Here is a 21,594-nt window from a genome sequence, read left to right as displayed (position 1 = left end):
TAAACATCGTCAATCAAGAGGTTATTTTTATCTGATAAATATTGCCAAATCGCTTGAAAAACGTACGGTAAAGGCAAACAAGCTTTAAACAAATGGTGAAATTTTAATTTAGATCTATGACAATACCGCTTTGAATTTTCAAGAGTGTTTAATACTAATGCGTTGTCTGCTGTTTTTAACATTGTTAATGGTCGCCCAACTTAATTGGGTAAACGCCGCTGTTGTCGAGGGTTTGTACAATGCGTCTGTTGTGGTTTCAGACCAATCTACGAATGCGCAGAAAAAGGCGGTTAAGCAGGCCCTAGCAGAAGTATTGGTTAAAGTTAGCGGCAATCGCGCGTTATTAAATGATCAAGAAATTAAATCGTATTTAAACAATGCACAAAATATTTTGTTGTCGTACGCTTATGAATCAACACCTGAAGGTTTACTTTATAAAGCTGAATTTGATGTCAATAAAGTGGAAAGTGTTCTACGTTCAACAGGATTTTCCATTTGGGGTAAGCATCGACCGCAAACACTTGCATGGATAGCGATTGAAGAAAAAGGCACGAATTCCCGTAAATTATTGACAGACAGCATTCATCAAAACTTGATAGAGATGGCAAAAGAAACAGCTCAACGTCGGGGAATAGAAGTTGCTTTTCCGGTGATGGATTTAACGGATATCCAACAGGTAAGTGTTTACGATGTTTGGTCGAGCTATACCCAAAATTTAGTCCAAGCCAGTGAGCGTTATGACACCGAATATGTGATGTCAGGGCGTTTATTCTATCGCGATGAGCAGCCCGTTGTTAATCAGTTTGAAGGTGATCCTGAAATACAACCAGAACCTAAAAAACTCGACGTTTGGGTTCTCGAATGGATAATAACTCGACGAGGAGCATTTGATTCTGGTGAAGTGGAAGCTAGTTCCCCTGAACTTGCAATGCAAAAAGCGATTGATATGGTGGCCGATGAGCTAGCTGCTAAATATGCTATTGAAGCTGTGGCTGGGAACTCGGTTGAAAACAAAACGGAAATTGTAATCGGCAATATTTCATCTCTAACTACTTATATGGAAGTTCTCAACTTTTTAAACAACTTATCAGTGGTTATCGACGTTAGATTGATTGAACAGCAAGGTAGTTTCTCTACTTTTGAGTTAGAGTTATTTGGTGCCAAAGAAAATCTTGACGAAGCGTTTAGGTTAGACAACAGAATGCAAAGTCCAATGGATGATTTTAGCCAACCTGTAGTCAATAAACCCTATTTTTGGAGACCTTAATTTGGTTGGCGATCAGTTACCAAAACAAATTTCTTTAGATGTTGATTTGCCTGACGAACAGACATTCGACTCTTTGGTCGTTGGCAGTAATTCGTTAATTTATCAACATTGCGGTTTGCTTGTTGAACAAAACGACTCCACTGAATTGCCTTTTCTGACCTATATTTCAGGGGCTGCGGGTACGGGGAAAAGTCATTTGTTAGTGGCGATGTCACACAATGCAGCACAACAACAAAAATCCCACTTTTATTTGGCATTAGATGCCTCTCTTCGCTATCCCCATACTATTTTAGATGGAATGGAAAACATTCAGTTGTTGTGCATAGATAACATTCAACATATTCAGCACAGTGAAGATTGGCAAAGAGCGTTGTTCGATTTAATTAATCGTATTCGTGAAACCCAACACTGTAAACTTGTGGTGAGCTGTGATCGTGGACCTAAACAACTGCAATTTGAGTTAGCTGATTTGGTCTCACGTTTGGCCTGGGGGATTAGCTTTAGCTTAGCGCCACTAGACGATCAAGATGCGTGCGAAGCCTTAAATATTAAGGCCAAGCAGCGCGGGATCAGTATCTCCCGTGAATCACTGCAATTTCTGATCAGTCATGCTAAACGAGATATGCATAGCCTTGTCGCTGCCCTAGATGAATTGCAGTTTCAAGGCATTCAAGAAAAACGTAAAATTAGTATTCCCTTCATTAAACAAGTGCTTGAACTTTAATTGTTCAGTTTATCTTGGCCAATTAGCAACTAAATCATTAATCACTTTTAAACCACTAGCCACTTCTCTGTAAACATCAAATGCTAAGCGGTTTATTTTCCGAATGTGGCTTTTTCTTTAGCCATTTCATCTTTCAATTTTGGAATGCTTAATCCTAATTCTTTACCTCTAAGACGTGCATAAAAGCTGCAACCAATAAACATTCCAACACTTAAAACAATCTCGATTAACGCATAATAACGTTCATTTTCTACCGCGTAAAAGCTGGTGAGGCCATGCATGATATAAAACATGACAATAAAATTGGCCCACGCATGGGTATAAGGTTTGCCCCTTAAAATCCCCGACATTGGTAACAACAATGGGATGGTCCAAACAAAGGTTAGAAAAATTTCAAATTGTTCACTTCTGCCTGTGGGGTTCGCCAACAGGAGATGCCAGATTGGAACCCATATTAACAACAATAGGTAACTTACTAAGGCTAATTTTCGATAAATACTGGTTGGAATTTTCATTTTTGTCCTAGTTTTTGCGCTAACATGGCAAGTCGTTTTCCCTGTGCAATGCACAGTGATTGTTCGTCTTGACTTAATATCGATTTGTTTTGCAAACTAACGTGGGTCACGCCATAGGGGGTTCCGCCGGTTACGGTGGAATGTAACTCGGGTTCAGAATAGGGCAGACCACTTATTAGCATGCCGTGATGCAATAACGGGATCATCATGGTTAATAATGTAGACTCTTGCCCACCGTGCATACTGCTAGAGGAGGTGAACACACATCCTGGCTTACCATTTAGATTGGCTGACAACCACAATGAAGAGGTTGAGTCCCAAAAGTGTTTCATCGCACTACTCATATTGCCAAAACGAGTCGGGCTGCCGAGAGCTAAACCACTGCAGTTCGCAAGTTCGTCCAAGCTCACATAAGGATCACCTGATTCAGGGACGGCCTGCTGGCTAAAATCTATGCCTGTGGCTACCTTAGGCACAGTGCGCACTATCACATCAGCGCCTTGCATCTGAGCACCTAAGGCTATTTTATTGGCTAAATTTCGGGTAGCGCCATGCAGGCTATAATACAAAACTAAAATGGGACCCACTAGAGAATTTCCAGCACAGCTTCTGGTGGGCGTCCGATTTTAGCTTGTGTGTTATTCACCACAATAGGACGCTCAATAAGCTTAGGGTAGGTGGCCATTGCCGCGATTAACTGGGCTTTGGTAACACTGTCTTCACCGAGATTATTATCCGTGTAGTCTTTTTCTTTCACGCGCATCATTTTTCGTGGATCATCGATATTCAATTGCTCCATGAGTTGTTCGATTTGCGAAACCGTTAATGGCGTCTTTAAATATTCAATTATTTCCGGCTGATAACCCTTTTCGGTTAACAACTCTAATGTTTGACGACTCTTGCTACAGCGAGGATTATGATAAATTCGTAAGTTTTGCATAATATGATTACTTTTCATTGCCAATTAAATTGCAGTATTCTAAAGGTTAATGCACAACGGCAACAAATGTTATTTGGATTTGTTCGAATAATTTCATGTTGAGACGAATTAGAAGTATAGGGTAGCGCAAAGTTTATGTTTAAAAAGTTAATCTTCGTGAGTTGCGGTTTAGCTGCGGCTATAGCTGGTTTTTACTTGTCGTTGAGCCTCAAATCTGATTTTACTACTGTGGAAGGGCAAAGTTACCAATGGCAAGATTTTGAAGGACAGTATTTAGTCGTGAATTATTTTGCAGAATGGTGCGCCCCTTGCCTGAAAGAGCTCCCTGAATTAAATCAGTTTGAATCTTTTGCGAAGGAGCAACCCGATGTGTCGTTGCTGGCGGTTAACTTTGATAATTTAGGTGATCCTGAGTTACAAGAGTTAAAACAGAAGTATCAAATTGATTTTAGGGTTATATCCGGATTGCCAGAAAATGCCGTTTTTCACAAGCCGAATTCCCTACCTACTACCTTTATTATTGGCCCTGACGGTGCACTAATTAAGCAGCTACAAGGTGAACAAAATAATGCTAGTTTACAGAATATTATCACTCAACTGCGTCAGCGACACAGCTTAGCGTCAAGTTAAAGGGCTTTAATCTTGTCTATTTGCTCTCTAATTTGATCGATTCTGGCTCTAATTCGTTGTTTCTCTAATTGTCGGTCACCGGCAAAATTATATGCACTGTGCAGCTCATCTATGGCTCTAGGATAAGCTCCAACTAATGCAAATACTTCCGCTTTACTTTGATGCATCTCTAGCATCTGACGATTTTCAAGGTAAGCATCTGTGAGTAACTGCAGGGCCAACAGATTATTCGGATTAACCAATAAGAAGTCTTTTAATAAGCTAGTAGCTCGTTTTATATCACCTTTTTTAACCAGTATATTGGCTAAATTCAATGCAATCACACTGTTATGAGGGGTGTGTTTTGCCTGTTCTGATAGCATCGCAATAGCAGGTTCATAATCCTTTTGCGCGATAGATAAGTCGGCGGCAATATCCAAGTAGAAAAGATTATCTGGATCGCTCTGAATCAGTTGCTGCACGATATTCTGCGCTTCGGCATATTGTTCATTTTCAAAATACGACAATGCTAATCCATACAAGGCGGATTGTTTGAACACATACTTTTGCTTATCAATGATGTCTTTGAAACCAGTAATATTGTCTTTCGGATTTCCATAATAGCGAGCCACGATTCTGGCTTTGGCTAAATGAAAACTGAGTCTTTCGGGAACCTGTCTAACGTTATATGAACTGGCTCTACTGCGGGCATCTGCAATACGAGATTGAGGCAATGGGTGAGTCATCAAATAAGCGAATGGAGTGGATTGAAGGCGGTACTTTTCCGCTAACTTTCCAAAGAATGTGGCTGCCGCATTGGGATCGTAACCACTTTGTGCGAGCACTTGAATGCCAATTCGGTCAGCTTCGCGCTCGTTAGAACGTGTATAGTTAATCGACGCTTGTTGGGCTGCGGCGTTGGTTGCACTTAATGCTGCCATGCCCGCTTCAGGGTTTGCTAAGGCCAACAATACACTACCAAATATTGAGGCTAACTGAAGGGGCGAGGATTTTTGTTGAGACTGCATCTTACGAGCAATATGACGTTGGGTAACGTGGGCAATTTCGTGGGCTAGTACTGATGCCAATTCACTTTCGTTGTCTGAATTGAAAATTAACCCAGTGTGTACACCTATGTGACCACCAAAAAATGCAAATGCATTGATATCGGCACTATTAATTAGAAAAAATTTGAACGGAAATTTTACGTTATCAGCTTGCACAACCAAACGGTTTCCCAAATCTTGCAGGTATTCGTCTAATAAGGGATCGCTCAACAGCGGAGCTTGACCTCGAAGTTGGCGCATTAATATGTCACCAATTTGGATTTCTTTGTCAATGCTGATGGCATCCGACGCCACCACACCTATTTCAGGTAAGGCGTTACGTTGGTGCTGGTCGCTTACCTGCGCTATCGCTGAAGTTGATGAAAAAGCGAAGACTGCAGAAGCTACTGCTATAAAAAGACTCTTGGTCATATTTTTCAAACTAACTTCTCTCAAATTTTTCTATCCACTCTAAATGTATGGGTTAATGCGTCTGTTTGAAACAGCTATAGGCAAATAAGTTCAGTTTTATACGTCAATATTGTGTAAATCTATCGGTAATATATCATTACACTATGTATATAGGAGCAGATATCTTAAATTCTAATTTCACTTAAATTTAATTATTAATCGTGCAAATATAGTGTAAATTATTATGCAGTTATAAAACGAACCTCACAGCAAGTTGCATTACAGTCATTGTAGTGTTCAGGAAACAACCCCACAGAAGTAAAAATAGGCAGGAAATCACATGTTTGAGATGTTAGATCGCTGGTATAAGCGTAAGTTTTCGGATCCGGATTCTCTTATGCTGTTAATGCTATTGATCTTTGTATCGGTATTGTTCGCAATTTGGGGCGATATTTTGATGCCAGTCATTGTTGCAGCTGTTATTGCATATTTACTTGATTGGCCTTTGATGCAGTTAATGAAGTTGGGATTAAGCCGGGTCTATGCCACCGTGATTATTGTGTTGGTGTTTATTGCGGTTTGTATTTTAACCTTTATTGGTTTAGTGCCCGTTATTACTCAACAAAGTGTGAATTTGATTAAGGAAACCCCGCAAATCTGGAATAAAGGTCAAGAGTGGCTGTTAACTTTGCCGGATCTGTACCCCAATTTCATCCAAATTTATCATATTCAAAATGTGTTGCAGGAGATCAATCAAAAGATTGTACAAGTTGGTGAAACACTTATTTCAGCTTCATTTAGCTCGTTGGCAGATTTAGGCGCAATTTTAATCTATTTGATTTTGGTGCCGTTGATGTTGTTCTTTATGCTCAAAGATAAGGACGTATTGATTGCGAATCTGCTGCGGATATTGCCAAACGAGCGACGTTTGATCAAACAAGTGAGCTCAGAAATGAACTTGCAAATTGCCAATTATATTCGTGGAAAAGTAATTGAAATTATCATTGTTGGTGCGGTTTCATCGGTGACATTTGCGTTTATGGATTTACGCTATGCTGTGCTGTTAGGGGTGTTAGTTGGATTTTCTGTGTTAATCCCATACATAGGTGCGGCAGTGGTTACTTTGCCCATCGCCATAGTGGCGTTATTTCAATGGGGTATTACTCCCGACTTTTGGTATCTAATGATTGCCTATGGCATCATTCAAGCGTTAGATGGCAATGTGTTAGTGCCGATCTTATTTTCAGAAGCGGTCAGTTTACATCCTATATATATTATCGTTGCCGTACTGTTTTTCGGTGGTCTGTGGGGCTTTTGGGGCGTGTTTTTTGCGATTCCCTTGGCAACACTGGTTAAAGCGGTGATAAATGCGTGGTCACCCAGTGTAACTTATACCCCTGAAAGCGGAACTTAAGGTAGGCTTTAAACACACAAAAGGGAGCTAATATGCTCCCTTTTTCGTGTTTAGTGTTTGTGCGTATTAGTTGTTGCTTAAATAGTCTAAAACGACTTGGTGGTGGTCTTTGGTTTTGAATTTATCAAATACATGGGAGACAACACCTTGGGGGTCGATCAAAAACGAGATGCGGTGGATACCGTCGTATTCTTTACCCATAAACTTTTTTGGTCCCCACACGCCAAACTGATCTGCCACAGCATGATCTTCGTCTGACAATAATGTGAAGTTTAGTTGTTCTTTGTCGGCAAATTTCGGCAAACGTTTTTGTGCATCTGGGCTAATGCCTAAGGTAACCACATTAAGTTTGTCTAATTGTGCTTTTGAATCTCGTAAACCTTGTGCTTGCACAGTGCAGCCTGGGGTCATTGCTTTCGGGTAAAAATACACTAAAACATTTTTACCTTTAAAATCGGCTAATGAGACGGGATTATCATTTTGGTCTTGTAAGGTAAATAGCGGGGCTTTGTCGCCAGCTTTAAGTCGATTCATGGAAAAATCCTAATCAGTTGAGTTATGTTTAACAATCTATTGGCATCTACGAATTTATCAATTTGTCCAAATTAATGGTTTTCGCTGATTTTGCCTTGCAAATTTAAGCTATCCAGTAGCTCATTGAATTGTTTAGTGAGCCCGACCATATCACCTTCAAGAGGCATACTAGCTACAAATTTAACTTTCATCTTTTCTTTTTGGCTATCTTGGTCGGTAAAAGTGTGTTGACGCAATGCACTAATAGCAGCATCGAAACTGGTTAACAGGGTTGAAACCTTATGAATCACGCCAGGTATATCGTCGCCGCTGATTTGCACGTCGATGAGATGCTCCAAGTTTTGCTTACTGTGGCGCTTTGTACGTTTCATCATAGACAGGAGATCATGGCTCTGGCAGGTTTGTGGTATTTTCAGCTCAGCCTTGGTGATTTCTAATTGCGAACCTTCCAGAATCATAGTTAGGGAAAAGTCTTCGCCATAAATAGCTTGCCGACTATCCAATATATTGCAACCTGTGGCGCTAACGGTATTGGAAATTTCACTTAAAATTCCCACATTATTGCCGCCCATAATGGTAACGATGAGTTGTTGTTTCATTAATTAAAATTAATTCAAAGTAAAAACGATGGGCGCATTATAAAGGAATTTTTAAGCTATTAAAAAACAACTATTTAAGTTTATTGATAAGGAACTAATTTAGCAGCAGAAAATCCAACCCTGCGAATCTTGTCGGTAAACAAAATAGGGCATTACTATTTTATTGATTATGTGCTTGTTTTTAGCGGGCTTGATCATTACCATTAGGCGCTCATTTTTGTGGAGAAAACATGTTTAAAGGTAGTTTTGTAGCGCTTGTGACCCCGATGGACCAAAACGGGGACGTAGATTATGTTGGCCTTAAAAAGCTAGTTGAGTTTCATATTGAAAATGGTACTCATGGTTTAGTGTCTGTAGGCACAACTGGCGAATCAGCAACTTTACCCTTTGAAGAACACATCGAAGTGGTGAAAAAGACGGTTGAATATGCAAATAATGCTATCCCAGTAATTGCGGGCAGTGGTGCGAATTCTACCTCTGAGGCTATTTTCTTAAGTAAACAGTTGGCCAATACCGGTATCGCCGGTTTTTTGAGTGTGGTGCCTTATTACAATAAACCACAACAAAAAGGCATGGTTGCGCATTTCGAAGCTATAGCGGATGCCACCGATTTACCGGTTCTGCTATATAATGTGCCGGGCAGGACGGTCGCGGATATGCTTCCTGAAACGGTTGCGATATTAGCAAAACACAAAAATATCGTAGGTTTAAAAGATGCGACTGGCGATATGCAACGTTTAAAAGAAACCCAAGCTGTAGTACCCGAAGACTTTTTGTTACTTAGCGGTGACGACTTAAGTAGTTGTGAATTTTTATGCAACGGTGGTCACGGTGTGATTTCAGTAACGGCCAATATAGTGCCGGCGGAAATGGCTAAAATGTGTGAATCTGCGGCAGCTCAAGATTTTGAACAAGCAAAAAGAATTAATCAATCGATTGCAGCCTTACACGAGGCGTTATTCATAGAGCCCAACCCAGTGTTGCCTAAGTGGGCTTTATACAAAATGGGCTTGATAGACAGTGCTTTTTTACGATTACCATTAATTCTTCCGGAACTCCAATCCAAAAAAGATATCGAAGAAGTCATGCGTGCAACAGGCATTCACATTAATGGTTAGAAAATACACTAAGGAAAAAAGCATGGCTCGATTGACAATGTTAGCAGTATGTCTAGGTGTAGGCGCGTTAAGCGGTTGCACTAGCCTTGAAGAAAGGCAACGTGCCAATGGTAATTATGATTACGTAGAAGCTGAAGAAAAAGTACCGTATAAAGTACCCAGTGACGTAGATACACCCTATTTAAAGAGTGATTATGACATACCTCCAATAGGAGAAAATGCCCCTAAAGAGTTGGTTGGAGATAAAGTTACGGTGACATCACCTTCTTTAGTCCTGCCTTTAGTGTCTGGCTCACATGTAGAAGAAGGTTTAAAAGAAGCGACGGTTTGGTTTGATCAAATTGATGATTCAGAAGCCTTAGATACTACGATTTGGAATTCGGTTATCAGCTTTTTAGATGATCGGGATATCGGTGTCGTGAATTTTGACAAAGAAGCACAAATATTAGTAACCGATTGGATGATTATTGAGCCTGATAAAGATAATGGCTGGTTTAATTGGACGACGACAGAGCGGAGTATTGGTCGACGCTTTGAATTCAACCTTGATATTAAACCTCATGGTCGAACGGCAAAACTGAAAGTACAATTACGTGATTACCTAGAAACCATTGGTGATGATGTTATTGCCGATATCAATTTCGAACAATCTCGCCGTAACGAAGTAGAAATATTAAACCAAGTTATTAGTCATTACGAAAAGCAAGTGCGCTTGGAAGATGTAAAGAGAATTCGTCAAATTCGTAGTGGGTTTGGTCTGGAAATGGGATTCAACCCAGATGGCAATCCTGCTTATGTAGTTGATGGTCAATATGATTTGGTTTGGCCCCGTCTATTGTTAGTGCTCCGTAAACTGGGCTTTAACGTGAAAGATTTAGATAAATCGACTGGGTTGCTGTTTGTAAATTACGGTGGAGCTGAGAGTTCTTGGTGGGATAACTTATTCTCTAAGAGTGATGGTCAGCTTGATTTAGAAAAAACCGACTACCGTATCCAAGTTAAGAAACAAGGTCCGAAAACGTCATTTACCTTATTGAGTGAAGAAAGCGAACCCTTTGAAGTCAAAAAAGTGACTGATTTGTTCCCTGCGTTTAAAGAAGCGATGGGCACAGAGAACTTAGATATTTAATCGAAACAACTAGCATTTAATTGGAATTTGCAACAAATGAGTTTAGCCAACACGGTTTTAGCGGTAAATGATGACTTACCGATTCGAACCCATGCTCCCGTTCATAGCGGAAAGGTTCGCTCGGTATATTGGTTAACTGAACAAGACAGTCGCCGGCTGATTCAGCAACACAATTATGATGTGGCAGAAGACACGCCTTTAGCAGTGATGGTTATCAGTGACCGTATTTCTGCGTTTGATTGTGTCTGGCGCGCTGAAGGTGGTTTAGACGGGGTACCTGGCAAAGGTGCAGCGTTAAATGCGATATCTAATCATTGGTTTGATTTATTTAAACAACAGGGTTTAGCAGACAGCCACATTCTTGATGTTCCTCATCCACTGGTTTGGATAGTACAGAAAGCCAAACCAGTTCTAATTGAAGCTATTGGACGACAGTACATCACCGGCTCTATGTGGCGAGCATATAGTAAAGGTGACCGTGACTTTTGTGGTATCAAATTACCTGAAGGTCTTGAAAAAGATAGTAAATTACCTGAATTGCTTATCACGCCGTCAACGAAAGGTGTTCTGAAAGGGATACCAGGTGTCCAAGAAGCAGATGATGCCAACATAACAAGGCAGTCTATTGTTGAGCATTTTACCCGTTTTAATTTTAAACAATTAAGCGATGTGGATTTGTACGAAAAGCTGTTAAAGCAAGGTTTTGATGTTATCTCTTCGGCGTTGGCTGAAATTGATCAAATATTTGTTGATACAAAATTCGAGTTTGGTTATGTCAAAGACAGACAAGGTAACGACAAGCTAATATACATGGATGAAGTGGGGACTCCCGATTCGTCACGTATTTGGGATGGTCCTGCATATCGCAATTCACAGGTAATTGAGAATTCTAAAGAGGGCTTTAGACAAATGCTATTGCAGTATTTTCCTGAGCCTGACATTTTGCTTAACAAAGACAGAATGACCGAGCGGTTCGCGTTAGCGCAAAATAATTTACTTCCGCAACAAGCACTTATGGATTTATCTCAAACCTACGTGAATATAGCTGAAAAAATTACCGGTAAACAATTACACCTTAGCGATAATCCTAAACAAGAAATTATCGACGTGCTCAAAGACAATTACGGATTGGTTGATTAATTTAACCAGTCCGATAGCTCAACTCAAAAAAAGTTAGTAGCGCAAAACAAGCATTAACGTGAGTCAAGTTTAGGCTTTTGCAGGGGGGAATATGTCGAATAACTATCATTTTTATCAGCCCAAAGATGGTCATCCGTTAAAACATGATCCATTCAATGCCATTATCGCTCCAAGACCAATTGGTTGGATATCTACAGTCAATCAAGATGGTTCTGCTAACCTAGCGCCATATAGCTTTTTTAACGCATTTAATTACACACCACCGATTATCGGTTTTTCTAGCATCGGTTATAAAGACAGTGCAAGAAATGCGCAACGCAGCGGTGAATTTTGTTGGAATTTGGTTAGCGCTACGTTAGCCGAAGAAATGAACCAAACGAGTGCTATGGTTGATGGCGATGAGTTTGAATTGGCAGGTTTACAAAAGCGAAAATCAACTATTATCAGCCCCCCACACGTAGCCAAATCACCAGTGGTTATGGAATGTAAAACGACACAGGTTATTCAATTAAAAACCGCAGATAACAGCCTCTGTGAGACCTTTTTAGTTTTAGGGGAAGTCGTTGCGGTGCATATTGAAAAGTCGGCAATTGTCGATGGTGTTTACCAAACCGCCTTTAATCAACCCATTATGCGCGGCGGTGGGGTAGGAGACTATTTTTCAGTAGATGAAGCACAAAAATTTGAAATGTTAAGACCTAAATAACTCATTCGAATAAAATGCTAACTCGCTATTTGTTGTTTTTGGATTTCCTCAAACCACATTAACGCTTCATCTTTATTGCTGAAATATTGAATATTTTGATGTTTGAAAGATTTGACTCTGTGCCTAGCGATTTGTGCGATAATCTTGTTTTCTATGAGTAAGGCTTTGCCTATCATATTACGGGTATTTAACCACTGATTAAACTCATCAATAATAGTGTAAGCCTCAGGAGTTGCACCTTCTAACTGCAGCATATCTGCAAAGATTAGAAAATCTTTATTGCCAAACTGTTCAAGCAACTCTCGCGCCTCCTGTGCAAGATGGGTTGTAGTTGCAGCATTAAACATTCCCACGAAACGCATAAATGCAATGTTGCCGTCGATATACAGGTTGTAAGAACCATAAGGCGTTTTCATAATCATTTTCCTCTTGATTAAGTTTGCATAGCCCAGGTTGCAAACGGGTTAAATTATTCCTTGAATAGGTGAATAATAGTCAAGTTGACGATAAAATAAACATAAATAATGCCAATTTAGCCTAAAGTATAAGGCGCATAAAATGCTGTTTTTGCTGGTTTGGTGCGCTTGAAAGTAAGCTGAATCTGAAGTAAATCGGTTTAGTGTTTATAAGCGTGTTTTTTGATAGAGAGAGGTTGCTTAGGTTTGCAATTATCTAATTTGGAATGTCTATTTTATCTGTTTAATCCACTTCACAGCTTCGTTAAAATCATGGAAATATCTTAAGTTCTGTTTTTTTAATTCAGGTACTCTTTCAGACACTATTTTTCCCACAACGTCGTTTGAAACTACGATCGCTTTGGCTGCCAAATTTTGGGTATTCACCCATTGATTAAATTTATCGATCATTTCATATCCCTCAGGAGTAAGGCCCTCCATAGCGCGAATATCGATAAGATTACAAAAGGGTTTACCATCAAATTGGCTAATCATTTTTCTCGTTTCACTCAAATATGCCTGAGCTGTACTGCCACTAAACATACCGGTAAACGTTTGATAAACAACGTTGCCTTCAACACGAAATTGATAAGATCCAAGAGGCGTTTTCATTGAAGCCGTTCACCACCCAATTAATTAATATGACTCGTTTTTAGAGGGGACTCACTATCACCTGATCTAAATATGACATAAGCGTTTAATTTGAGAAAGTATAAAGGGAATTATTTTTCACTGCGAAGAAAAATCATTGTATTGCTTTGCCGAAGCATCAATTTTACTTATTAAGTGAAAACAACGTTAAAAATCATCCTCAACTGGAAAACAATCAATCTCAATAAATGATTTATCCCAAAATAGTGCTTTTTTCCAGATAACAGCGGATTTCAAGAAAATTTCCAGATTCCAATCAAATATCATTATTTAGTTTGCCTATATTTTTATACTGTACAGGGAGTTACCTACTATGCTAAAAAAGATACAATAGATAATTAAGGAAAATTTCGGTGTTATTTCAAGGAATTTTTCTAACTAAGAATATTGTTATGTTGCAATTGACAGTGGAGGTTTGAAAAATTGAAATTGAAGATGCTTACATGCTTATTTATTTTCTTTATTTCTTCAACTCAGGGATCGGAAAAGCAAATTTGGGGTGAGCTAGCGTCCCTAGATACTATTGCAATTGAAAAGAGTTCTATCTCTTTTTTATTAGAACAAATGCCTGATCTAAAAGGCGTTGAAATTAAGCTAGTACAAATAAATGCCCAATATCACAAGAATGGTCCTTCACTTGAATCTTTGTTTATTCATGCAAATTCTTTTAAACCAATCTCTGAAAATAAAACTCTTGGCGTTCAGGATCTAAGCTACGGTATAAGTCATTACATGGAACTTATTAGAGTAGAGTTTTCAACTGGTGGCATACCTGAACGCATCAGTTATAACGAGCCTCTTCTTGGGCAAAATAAGGAAGAATCACTAGAGAGGTTTAAAGAGTTTTATGACTCATACTAATATTTGTAGTGGGCAACATAACAAAACAATCAACATCATTCGCTTCGCTCATTGGGAAAAATCCTCGCTGGCACTTCGTGCCAAAGCATTCGGCTTTTCCCGTTATTGTAAGCGTTATAGCGCTTTGTCTCGTCAAATTATTAGTTGCTCTAAAGGCTGATATTTTCCGTATTTCTTTGAGTTAACTACCGCCTTTTTCCGTAATCGGCCAGTGCTTTAATTAACTAAAAATAATTCCTTCCCAACCAGTTTTATCAAATTCAGTCCAAAGTAACGTTTATCAATAGTTGTAGTTTTCTGGCAGTTTGGTTTAGTCTAGGGTAATAATTTTAATCAATGTTGTTGTGTTACAGGCTTGTGGCGGCAAAGCCGCGAAAGTAAAGTGGGGTGGCGCAATAACAAACAAATGTTGCTGACCCAAACTCGCGGCCATTGTTCGTGCCTCACAAAGTGTAGGCCACCAGTTTGTGCAGCAAATTCGGGCGTTAGGTTTAATAGGTTTCTATGACAATTCTATTTTGTAATATTGGCTGGATGGAAAGATATGAAGGTATCGATGGAGACACTATTGAACGTGGTGGAGCCTATAACGACACGGAAATTGGCCATGAAGTATGTAATTTTTCTAATGTTAATGGATCTGTATTCGGATATGTACAGCCAACTGGGCAAATAAAAATAGAGAGGCTTGGAGCTGATAAAAAGTCTTCATTCATTGAAGGTGTAACCGTTGTTTGGCTAGCAGGACCTGAATCTGGAGGGACAGCAGTGATTGGTTGGTACAAAGACGCTACTGTTTACAGAGAAAAACAGAGATTATTACAACCATCTGACGAACAAAGGCTTAATGGAGTTGAAACATATAGAGTGAAAGCATTATGGAGTAATGCTGTTTTATTACCTATAGAAAAGCGTACATTATTAATTCCTCGGGCAGTAAAAGGAGGCATTGGACAAAGTAATGTTTGGTATGCAGATTCTCCGGATAGCTTGGTTCATGTATCAAAAGTAAATGATTTAATTGGTGGCATTACAGAGAGTGATGACACTCCTGATGTAGACGAAGAAGCTTTTGGAACTGAAGGAAATCCTCGTTTAAGAGCTCATATAGCCCGAGAGCGAAATTCAAGCATTATTAAGAAAAAGCGAAATAAAGTTCTAGCAGAAAAAGGGGGTTTAAAATGTGAAGCTTGTAACTTCGACTTTTTTGAGGTTTACGGAGAATCAGGGAAAGAGTTTTGTGAAATTCATCATTTGGTACCGTTACATAAAAGCGACGGCATAATTAAAACTAAATTATCTGATTTAGCAGTTGTTTGTTCAAATTGTCATCGAATATTACATAGAGCCAAACCAATGCTTTCTGTAGAAAGCCTAAAAAAAGCTATCAAACGTAAAAAATAAACCTAACAAGGTCAATTAAACGGAACTAAAACAGTGGGTTAAGTTTTGCTTCGCTACACATTATAACCCACTATTTTAGTCCGCTTATTGCGGCGTTATGCTCAAAGTAGTTCAGTCAAACTGAGAATGTATGGCCAAAATATTTCCAAACCTTGAAGTCATCAAGAAAAGCAAGCAGAAGCCGACTGAAGGTGAGTTATTTCTTCTGAATGAGTTGTCGCAGAATTTTGATGCGGAAGTGGAGATATACTTTCAGCCATTTTTTAATGGTGAAAGACCTGACATTATTATTATTCACCAGATATTGGGTGTAATCATAATCGAAGTAAAAGACTGGGACTTGTCATTTTATAATTTGGATGAAAACAACAAATGGCATGTAAATAAAAATGGGGCGGTAATACGCTCACCGTTCGCCCAAGTTTTTGGCTACAAGAAGAATATGTTTGAGCTTCATATTAATGGGCTTTTAGAAAAAAACTTAAACAATAAGAATTTTTACAAGGCGATATCTTGTTACGTTTATTTCCATAGCGAGAACAAAGACTCTATTCAAAGATTTTTTTCTCCCAGAATGGACGAATTCAAGAATATGCTCAGAGAGCATAATAATACATATGCTGAAAACCCAATAGACTATGATAAATATGAAAGAAAGAGAGAATGGCTGAACTCAAAAATAAGAAGGTTTGAAAGGGATTTATATAAACATGCTGTCACCAAAGACCAGTTAATGAAGCTCAAGTTTCCATTTTCTAGCAAAAGTGAAATATTTCCATTATCAATCTATGAGACTTTCTTAAGATATTTACAGCCCCCTTTCCATTATCTTAATGATGGGAAAGAAATAGAGTACACAAAGGTTCAAGAAAGGCTTGTAACCAGCGAGCAAGGAAAACGAGAGAAAATTAAAGGTGTTGCAGGATCAGGTAAAACCACTGTACTGGCAAAAAGAGCTGTAAACGCACATGCGAGACATGGAGGTAACGTTCTTATACTCACGTTTAATCTTACTCTTAGGATGTACATTAAAGACAAAATAAATGAAGTGAGAAGTGATTTTTCCTGGGGAGCTTTTGGCATCATTAACTACCATAGATTTATGAGTGCAGCACTCAGTCAATATGGAATAGACGTAAGTGTTCCTGAAGAAATGAAAAATGATAAAGATAAGCTCAGTGCTTACCTAGATTCGAAATACTACTCAAATGAAAATGTTTTTGAAAGTTGCGAAATTGAAGAGAAATTCGACACAATATTAATCGATGAAATTCAAGACTATAAGCCTGAGTGGATAAAAATAATACGTAAATACTTTTTAACTGACCAAGGTGAAATGGTTCTTTTTGGGGACGAGAAGCAGAATATTTACGAAAGGGAAATTGATGAAGAAAATGCCACAAAAGTAGTTCAAGGTTTTGGTCGCTGGAATAAGCTGTCTAAATCTTTTCGTTATAAAGAAGATTCTCACATATTAGATGTTGCAAAAAGGTTTCAGGAAGTATTTTTTAGTGGTCGGTACGAACTCGATTTTGCAGAGGCGATGCAACCCGCGTTGTTAGGAGTTGGGGTCAATCAATGTGTATTGATTGACGCAAGCGATATCAATTCAATTGTTAATTATGTTTTTTCTGTCGCAAAACGTGAATCTATTCACCCAAATGACATGGTTATTCTTTCATCCAGCATTTCTCAAATGCGGGAAATCGATTTTTTAATAAGAAAAAATCCAAATTTTAACGAAAAAACTTTGACAACATTTGAAACCAAAGAAGCTTATGAATCTTTACGCATAGGCCGTAGTGAAATTGAAAAAATAAGAAGTAATAAAAAATATGGATTTAACCTGAATAGTGGTGTTTTAAAGATATCGACAATACATAGTTTTAAAGGTTATGAATCACCAACTGTTTTTTTGATTGTTAATGAGCTAGATAACGCGGAGTTGGTTTACGTTGGCCTCACAAGGGCAAAGTTCAACCTGGTTGTTTTTGTCATAAAAAACTCTAAATATTCCAACTTCTTTGAAAGCGCTCTTGAAGTAATTCAATTATCAGGCGCTATAGAAAACGATATGGAAAGAGCATAACAAAGTGCTGCTGTCGGACAATTTTTCCGCTACACTACAAAATTGCCGCAGAGCACGGCGTTGGTATGACTCCCTTTGTCAATAAAAACCGAGTGTCTCCCTGACATTTTTTCGGTCCATAATTAATTATTCTTTCACTCAAATAAATTGAGCTAACGCACCGGATGAGGCAGTAATGTCGTCGGTTGTCATGCTGGTATCCGTAGGTTACTTATTCAGTGAATAAGCAGAGCTGACCTTACTCGTTCCGCCGTGACACCTTCTCATCAGTCTATGCTCGTGGATCAATAACGGTTAAGTTACTGCCATCATAACGCCCTCGTAGGTTGTGCCACATTCCGCGGCCTGATCCGAATGCGTTAACTCAAAACTTGTCATCATGCGGGTACTCGACTTAATCTTAGTTTGGGGTTTACTGGTGTGAGTACCACCTCTTTGGCAATGGCCCAAATGTAGGCTGCCATTTCTCGGGCAATTGCAGTAATGATTAAATTGTAATGTTTGCCTTTTTTATTCATGCGTTGATAGCGTTTACACAATCGAAGTTGTGCTTTCCACGCAATATCGACGATATCTTTGGGTAAGCCTTCCTGTCGTAATTGAATATCCGTCGAGATATTAGCTGGGTATCGATAACTGTGAGCGCCCTCAATGAGTAACCGTCTTGCTCGACCATTACCGCATTTGGTAATGGCCCCTAAATGCCGTTTTCCGCCTGACGAATGTTCACTGGGAACCAGACCGAGGTAAGCCATTAGTTTTCTGGGGTGGTCAAAACGATGTAAGTCTCCGAGTTCAGCGACTACGCCTACTGCAACTAGTAATCTTACTCCCCGCATTGCCTGAATTGCTTTTACCACAGGATAATATCGCCATTGAAATACATGGTGGGTTAACTCATTGTCGAGTCGTTCTAAGCGACGTATTCGTTCTTCAATGGTTTGCAGTTGTTCTTGCAAAACGATGTGCTGAGCTGGGTGGGGCAGTATCAATTCGGTTAACCAGCGCAAGTGTTTCTTTGACCAATTGGCGGAGCCTGCATAACGAATATTATTACGTAGCAACAACGCTTTGAGTTGGTACTTAGCTTCTTTTAAATCTTTCATCGCCGCTTCACGTGCGCGAGATAAATCCCGCACCGCTTCATCTTCTGGCTCGGGTACATAGATAGGCGTGAGATCTTCTGATTTGAGTAATTTGACTAGTTTGAGTGCATCACGTCTGTCCGTTTTAATCCGTTCACCCGGCTTTTTAGGAATGAGGGACGGTGCGACCACATAACAACAGTGGCCTAGGCTGGTGATCAAACGATAAATCCAATAGCCACAAGGTCCTGCTTCATAGACAACATGTAATGTTGCACCTGGATATTTAGACTCGAACTGCCTTATGAGTTTTTTCATGCTGACTTTAGACGACGGTATTCTGCCATAATGCACAGGCTGTGCCCCTCGTTGCTCTTCGCAATAAGCCACTTCGTTAAATTCTTTGTGAGTATCCAATGCTAAAAAAATTATGCTATGTTTGTTCATGCTAGCCTCCAAATGATTTAGTCTTTAGCAAACTAATTATGGTTCCGGCCAGCGCTCTGGTGGCTTTTAGCTAACCCACGAAAATGCGGAGGCTAGCATTATCAAAGGGAGTCATTGTGTCTAGCTGCCATGCAGAATTAAAGTAAGGAGAAAGTTTGAAATCACTGGATAGAGATAAAGTTGCACAAAAACTTAGTGAAAAAGGGGCAACGAAACCTTGCCATAGATGTGGTCAAAATGCATTCACAGTATTAGAAGGGTATACAAATATCCAGCTACAAGATGACTTTACAGGTGGTATTGTTTTTGGCGGTCCGAGTGTCCCTGTAGCTCATATCGCTTGTAATAATTGCGGTGCATTAACTTCCCATGCCCTTGGTGCATTGGATATGCTTCCTAAAGAGGAGGCTACTAATGGAAAACAATGATCAAGTAGCGAGTTTTAGCACAGGTGATGAAAGTCGTTTTGTTAACGAGCGTAGATCAAATGTTAAGTCTGATCTAATCGAAATAACAGAAGATAAACTGGAAAACATCCTTATAAAGCACATTAAGCGAATGGGAACTAGAAAAGGTTGGTTAGCCCCATTAGGTTTATTTATTTCAGTTGTGTTAGCTAATGTATCAGCTACATTCTCTGCAAAATTTGGAATACCAGCAAGTACATGGGAAGCTATTTTTGTTTTGTCTGCAATCGGCTCAGGAGTTTGGCTTTTAGTTAGTCTCATTGCTATGTGGCTTAACTGGAAGGAAAGCTCAACTGATTTTCTTATTTGTAAAATTAAAGATTCAGATGAGAGTTAAGGGCAGCTAACAAGGCATTTAAACGGAACAAAAATTGTTGGTTATGTTTCGTGCCTCAACAAGTTTAACCAACAATTTTTGTTCCGCTTAATGCGGCGTTGGTATGACTCCCTTTGTCAATAAAAACCGAGTGTCTCCCTGACATTTTTTCGGTCCATAATTAGTTATTCATTCACTCAAATAAATTGAGCTAATGCACCGGATGAGGCAGTAATGTCGTCGGTTGTCATGCTGGTATCCGTAGGTTACTTATTCAGTGACTAAGCAGAGCTGACCTTACTCGTTTTGTCCCGCGCCGGTCACCGGTTGCACCTTCTCATCAGTCTATGCTCGTGGATCAATAACGGTTAAGTTACTGCCATCATAACGCCCTCGTAGGTTGTGCCACATTCCGCGGCCTGATCCGAATGCGTTAACTCAAAACTTGTCATCATGCGGGTACTCGACTTAATCTTAGTTTGGGGTTTACTGGTGTGAGTACCACCTCTTTGGCAATGGCCCAAATGTAGGCTGCCATTTCTCGGGCAATTGCAGTAATGATTAAATTGTAATGTTTGCCTTTTTTATTCATGCGTTGATAGCGTTTACACAATCGAAGTTGTGCTTTCCAAGCAATATCGACGATATCTTTGGGTAAGCCTTCCTGTCGTAATTGAATATCCGTCGAGATATTAGCTGGGTATCGATAACTGTGAGCGCCCTCAATGAGTAACCGTCTTGCTCGACCATTACCGCATTTGGTAATGGCCCCTAAATGCCGTTTTCCGCCTGACGAATGTTCACTGGGAACCAGACCGAGGTAAGCCATTAGTTTTCTGGGGTGGTCAAAACGATGTAAGTCTCCGAGTTCAGCGACTACGCCTACTGCAACTAGTAATCTTACTCCCCGCATTGCCTGAATTGCTTTTACCACAGGATAATATCGCCATTGAAATACATGGTGGGTTAACTCATTGTCGAGTCGTTCTAAGCGACGTATTCGTTCTTCAATGGTTTGCAGTTGTTCTTGCAAAACGATGTGCTGAGCTGGGTGGGGCAGTATCAATTCGGTTAACCAGCGCAAGTGTTTCTTTGACCAATTGGCGGAGCCTGCATAACGAATATTATTACGTAGCAACAACGCTTTGAGTTGGTACTTAGCTTCTTTTAAATCTTTCATCGCCGCTTCACGTGCGCGAGATAAATCCCGCACCGCTTCATCTTCTGGCTCGGGTACATAGATAGGCGTGAGATCTTCTGATTTGAGTAATTTGACTAGTTTGAGTGCATCACGTCTGTCCGTTTTAATCCGTTCACCCGGCTTTTTAGGAATGAGGGACGGTGCGACCACATAACAACAGTGGCCTAGGCTGGTGATCAAACGATAAATCCAATAGCCACACGGTCCTGCTTCATAGACAACATGTAATGTTGCACCTGGATATTTAGACTCGAACTGCCTTATGAGTTTTTTCATGCTGACTTTAGACGACGGTATTCTGCCATAATGCACAGGCTGTGCCCCTCGTTGCTCTTCGCAATAAGCCACTTCGTTAAATTCTTTGTGAGTATCCAATGCTAAAAAAATTATGCTATGTTTGTTCATGCTAGCCTCCAAATGATTTAGTCTTTAGCAAACTAATTATGGTTCCGGCCAGCGCTCTGGT

The 21,594-nt window shown here is 39.7% G+C and carries 23 protein-coding genes; 13 read left to right on the top strand and 10 right to left on the bottom strand.

The annotated features are described in order from the left end of the window. Positions 1 to 157: 157 nt before the first annotated feature. Both VUI23_RS11585 and hda read left to right on the top strand, forming a co-directional pair. On the top strand, positions 158 to 1,267 hold the full coding sequence (locus tag VUI23_RS11585) for a DUF2066 domain-containing protein (protein WP_342804467.1): 1,110 nt from the start codon (positions 158 to 160) through the stop codon (positions 1,265 to 1,267). Position 1,268: 1 nt separating this feature from the next. Next, positions 1,269 to 1,991 (top strand): DnaA regulatory inactivator Hda, encoded by a 723-nt coding sequence (gene hda, locus VUI23_RS11580; protein ID WP_216047450.1) that lies wholly within the window; start codon positions 1,269 to 1,271, stop codon positions 1,989 to 1,991. A 92-nt stretch (positions 1,992 to 2,083) separates the two neighbouring features. Here hda and VUI23_RS11575 read toward each other — a convergent pair whose 3' ends face one another. From VUI23_RS11575 to arsC, 3 genes are read right to left on the bottom strand one after another with little or no spacing between them, the layout of a single operon-like run. Continuing rightward, entirely contained in the window at positions 2,084 to 2,506 is a 423-nt protein-coding gene (locus tag VUI23_RS11575) for a DUF2069 domain-containing protein (RefSeq protein ID WP_216047449.1), read from the bottom strand. Then, on the bottom strand, positions 2,503 to 3,093 hold the full coding sequence (gene wrbA / locus VUI23_RS11570; RefSeq protein WP_216047448.1) for an NAD(P)H:quinone oxidoreductase: 591 nt from the start codon (positions 3,091 to 3,093) through the stop codon (positions 2,503 to 2,505). The genes VUI23_RS11575 and wrbA overlap by 4 nt, the downstream gene beginning before the upstream one ends. Continuing rightward, positions 3,093 to 3,446: an arsenate reductase (glutaredoxin) gene (gene arsC / locus VUI23_RS11565; protein WP_216047447.1), complete on the bottom strand. Its 354-nt coding sequence runs from the start codon at positions 3,444 to 3,446 to the stop codon at positions 3,093 to 3,095. The genes wrbA and arsC overlap by 1 nt, the downstream gene beginning before the upstream one ends. A gap of 135 nt (positions 3,447 to 3,581) precedes the next feature. Between arsC and VUI23_RS11560 the strand changes: the two genes are divergently transcribed. Next, entirely contained in the window at positions 3,582 to 4,076 is a 495-nt protein-coding gene (locus VUI23_RS11560) for a TlpA disulfide reductase family protein (RefSeq protein ID WP_342804466.1), read from the top strand. On the opposite strand, the gene VUI23_RS11555 is transcribed toward VUI23_RS11560, so the two are convergent. Then, positions 4,073 to 5,533, bottom strand: a complete 1,461-nt coding sequence (locus VUI23_RS11555; RefSeq protein WP_216047527.1) for a M48 family metalloprotease — start codon at positions 5,531 to 5,533, stop codon at positions 4,073 to 4,075. The genes VUI23_RS11560 and VUI23_RS11555 overlap by 4 nt on opposite strands. A 319-nt stretch (positions 5,534 to 5,852) precedes the next feature. Between VUI23_RS11555 and VUI23_RS11550 the strand changes: the two genes are divergently transcribed. Beyond that, a complete protein-coding gene (locus tag VUI23_RS11550) occupies positions 5,853 to 6,926 on the top strand; it encodes an AI-2E family transporter (protein WP_216047445.1) in 1,074 nt (357 codons plus the stop codon). A gap of 66 nt (positions 6,927 to 6,992) precedes the next feature. On the opposite strand, the gene bcp is transcribed toward VUI23_RS11550, so the two are convergent. Beyond that, on the bottom strand, positions 6,993 to 7,460 hold the full coding sequence (gene bcp / locus VUI23_RS11545; RefSeq protein WP_216047444.1) for a thioredoxin-dependent thiol peroxidase: 468 nt from the start codon (positions 7,458 to 7,460) through the stop codon (positions 6,993 to 6,995). Between the two features lie 71 nt (positions 7,461 to 7,531). After that, a complete protein-coding gene (locus VUI23_RS11540) occupies positions 7,532 to 8,059 on the bottom strand; it encodes an ACT domain-containing protein (RefSeq protein ID WP_216047443.1) in 528 nt (175 codons plus the stop codon). A gap of 230 nt (positions 8,060 to 8,289) precedes the next feature. Here VUI23_RS11540 and dapA point away from each other — a divergent pair, with 230 nt between their 5' ends. The 4 genes from dapA (at position 8,290) to VUI23_RS11520 (ending at position 12,152) form a co-directional block, all read left to right on the top strand. Continuing rightward, the gene (gene dapA / locus VUI23_RS11535) at positions 8,290 to 9,177 is read left to right on the top strand and encodes a 4-hydroxy-tetrahydrodipicolinate synthase (RefSeq protein WP_216047442.1); all 888 of its coding nucleotides are present in this window, start codon (positions 8,290 to 8,292) and stop codon (positions 9,175 to 9,177) included. Between the two features lie 22 nt (positions 9,178 to 9,199). Beyond that, positions 9,200 to 10,306 (top strand): outer membrane protein assembly factor BamC, encoded by a 1,107-nt coding sequence (bamC, locus tag VUI23_RS11530; protein WP_303500934.1) that lies wholly within the window; start codon positions 9,200 to 9,202, stop codon positions 10,304 to 10,306. Between the two features lie 36 nt (positions 10,307 to 10,342). Beyond that, entirely contained in the window at positions 10,343 to 11,446 is a 1,104-nt protein-coding gene (locus VUI23_RS11525) for a phosphoribosylaminoimidazolesuccinocarboxamide synthase (RefSeq protein WP_303500933.1), read from the top strand. 91 nt (positions 11,447 to 11,537) lie between these two features. Further along, a complete protein-coding gene (locus VUI23_RS11520; RefSeq protein WP_216047439.1) occupies positions 11,538 to 12,152 on the top strand; it encodes a flavin reductase family protein in 615 nt (204 codons plus the stop codon). A gap of 17 nt (positions 12,153 to 12,169) precedes the next feature. On the opposite strand, the gene VUI23_RS11515 is transcribed toward VUI23_RS11520, so the two are convergent. After that, positions 12,170 to 12,568, bottom strand: coding sequence for a hypothetical protein (locus tag VUI23_RS11515; protein ID WP_216047438.1), 399 nt, complete (start codon positions 12,566 to 12,568; stop codon positions 12,170 to 12,172). Between the two features lie 270 nt (positions 12,569 to 12,838). Continuing rightward, positions 12,839 to 13,219: a hypothetical protein gene (locus VUI23_RS11510; protein ID WP_216047437.1), complete on the bottom strand. Its 381-nt coding sequence runs from the start codon at positions 13,217 to 13,219 to the stop codon at positions 12,839 to 12,841. Between the two features lie 462 nt (positions 13,220 to 13,681). Between VUI23_RS11510 and VUI23_RS11505 the strand changes: the two genes are divergently transcribed. From VUI23_RS11505 to VUI23_RS11495, 3 genes are all read left to right on the top strand, one after another. After that, positions 13,682 to 14,119 (top strand): hypothetical protein, encoded by a 438-nt coding sequence (locus VUI23_RS11505; RefSeq protein ID WP_342804465.1) that lies wholly within the window; start codon positions 13,682 to 13,684, stop codon positions 14,117 to 14,119. A gap of 504 nt (positions 14,120 to 14,623) precedes the next feature. Next, positions 14,624 to 15,523: an HNH endonuclease gene (locus VUI23_RS11500; RefSeq protein ID WP_342804464.1), complete on the top strand. Its 900-nt coding sequence runs from the start codon at positions 14,624 to 14,626 to the stop codon at positions 15,521 to 15,523. Positions 15,524 to 15,653: 130 nt separating this feature from the next. Further along, complete coding sequence (locus tag VUI23_RS11495) at positions 15,654 to 17,612, top strand: UvrD-helicase domain-containing protein (RefSeq protein ID WP_342804463.1); 1,959 nt, start codon at positions 15,654 to 15,656, stop codon at positions 17,610 to 17,612. A 377-nt stretch (positions 17,613 to 17,989) separates the two neighbouring features. On the opposite strand, the gene VUI23_RS11490 is transcribed toward VUI23_RS11495, so the two are convergent. After that, on the bottom strand, positions 17,990 to 19,144 hold the full coding sequence (locus VUI23_RS11490; RefSeq protein WP_342804460.1) for an IS110 family transposase: 1,155 nt from the start codon (positions 19,142 to 19,144) through the stop codon (positions 17,990 to 17,992). A gap of 155 nt (positions 19,145 to 19,299) precedes the next feature. Between VUI23_RS11490 and VUI23_RS11485 the strand changes: the two genes are divergently transcribed. Both VUI23_RS11485 and VUI23_RS11480 read left to right on the top strand, forming a co-directional pair. Next, a complete protein-coding gene (locus VUI23_RS11485; RefSeq protein ID WP_342804462.1) occupies positions 19,300 to 19,572 on the top strand; it encodes a hypothetical protein in 273 nt (90 codons plus the stop codon). Next, positions 19,559 to 19,948 carry a hypothetical protein gene (locus VUI23_RS11480; RefSeq protein WP_342804461.1) on the top strand — a complete coding sequence of 130 codons (390 nt, stop codon included), beginning with the start codon at positions 19,559 to 19,561 and terminating at the stop codon, positions 19,946 to 19,948. Before VUI23_RS11485 ends, VUI23_RS11480 begins: the two co-directional genes overlap by 14 nt. A 430-nt stretch (positions 19,949 to 20,378) precedes the next feature. Here VUI23_RS11480 and VUI23_RS11475 read toward each other — a convergent pair whose 3' ends face one another. Further along, on the bottom strand, positions 20,379 to 21,533 hold the full coding sequence (locus VUI23_RS11475) for an IS110 family transposase (RefSeq protein WP_342804460.1): 1,155 nt from the start codon (positions 21,531 to 21,533) through the stop codon (positions 20,379 to 20,381). Positions 21,534 to 21,594 lie beyond the last annotated feature (61 nt).

Source organism: Alteromonas sp. M12 (assembly GCF_037478005.1).
Taxonomy (GTDB): domain Bacteria; phylum Pseudomonadota; class Gammaproteobacteria; order Enterobacterales; family Alteromonadaceae; genus Aliiglaciecola; species Aliiglaciecola lipolytica_A.
The sequence above is the reverse complement of the archived record's forward strand: the minus strand, read 5'-3'. Positions and strand labels throughout refer to the sequence as shown.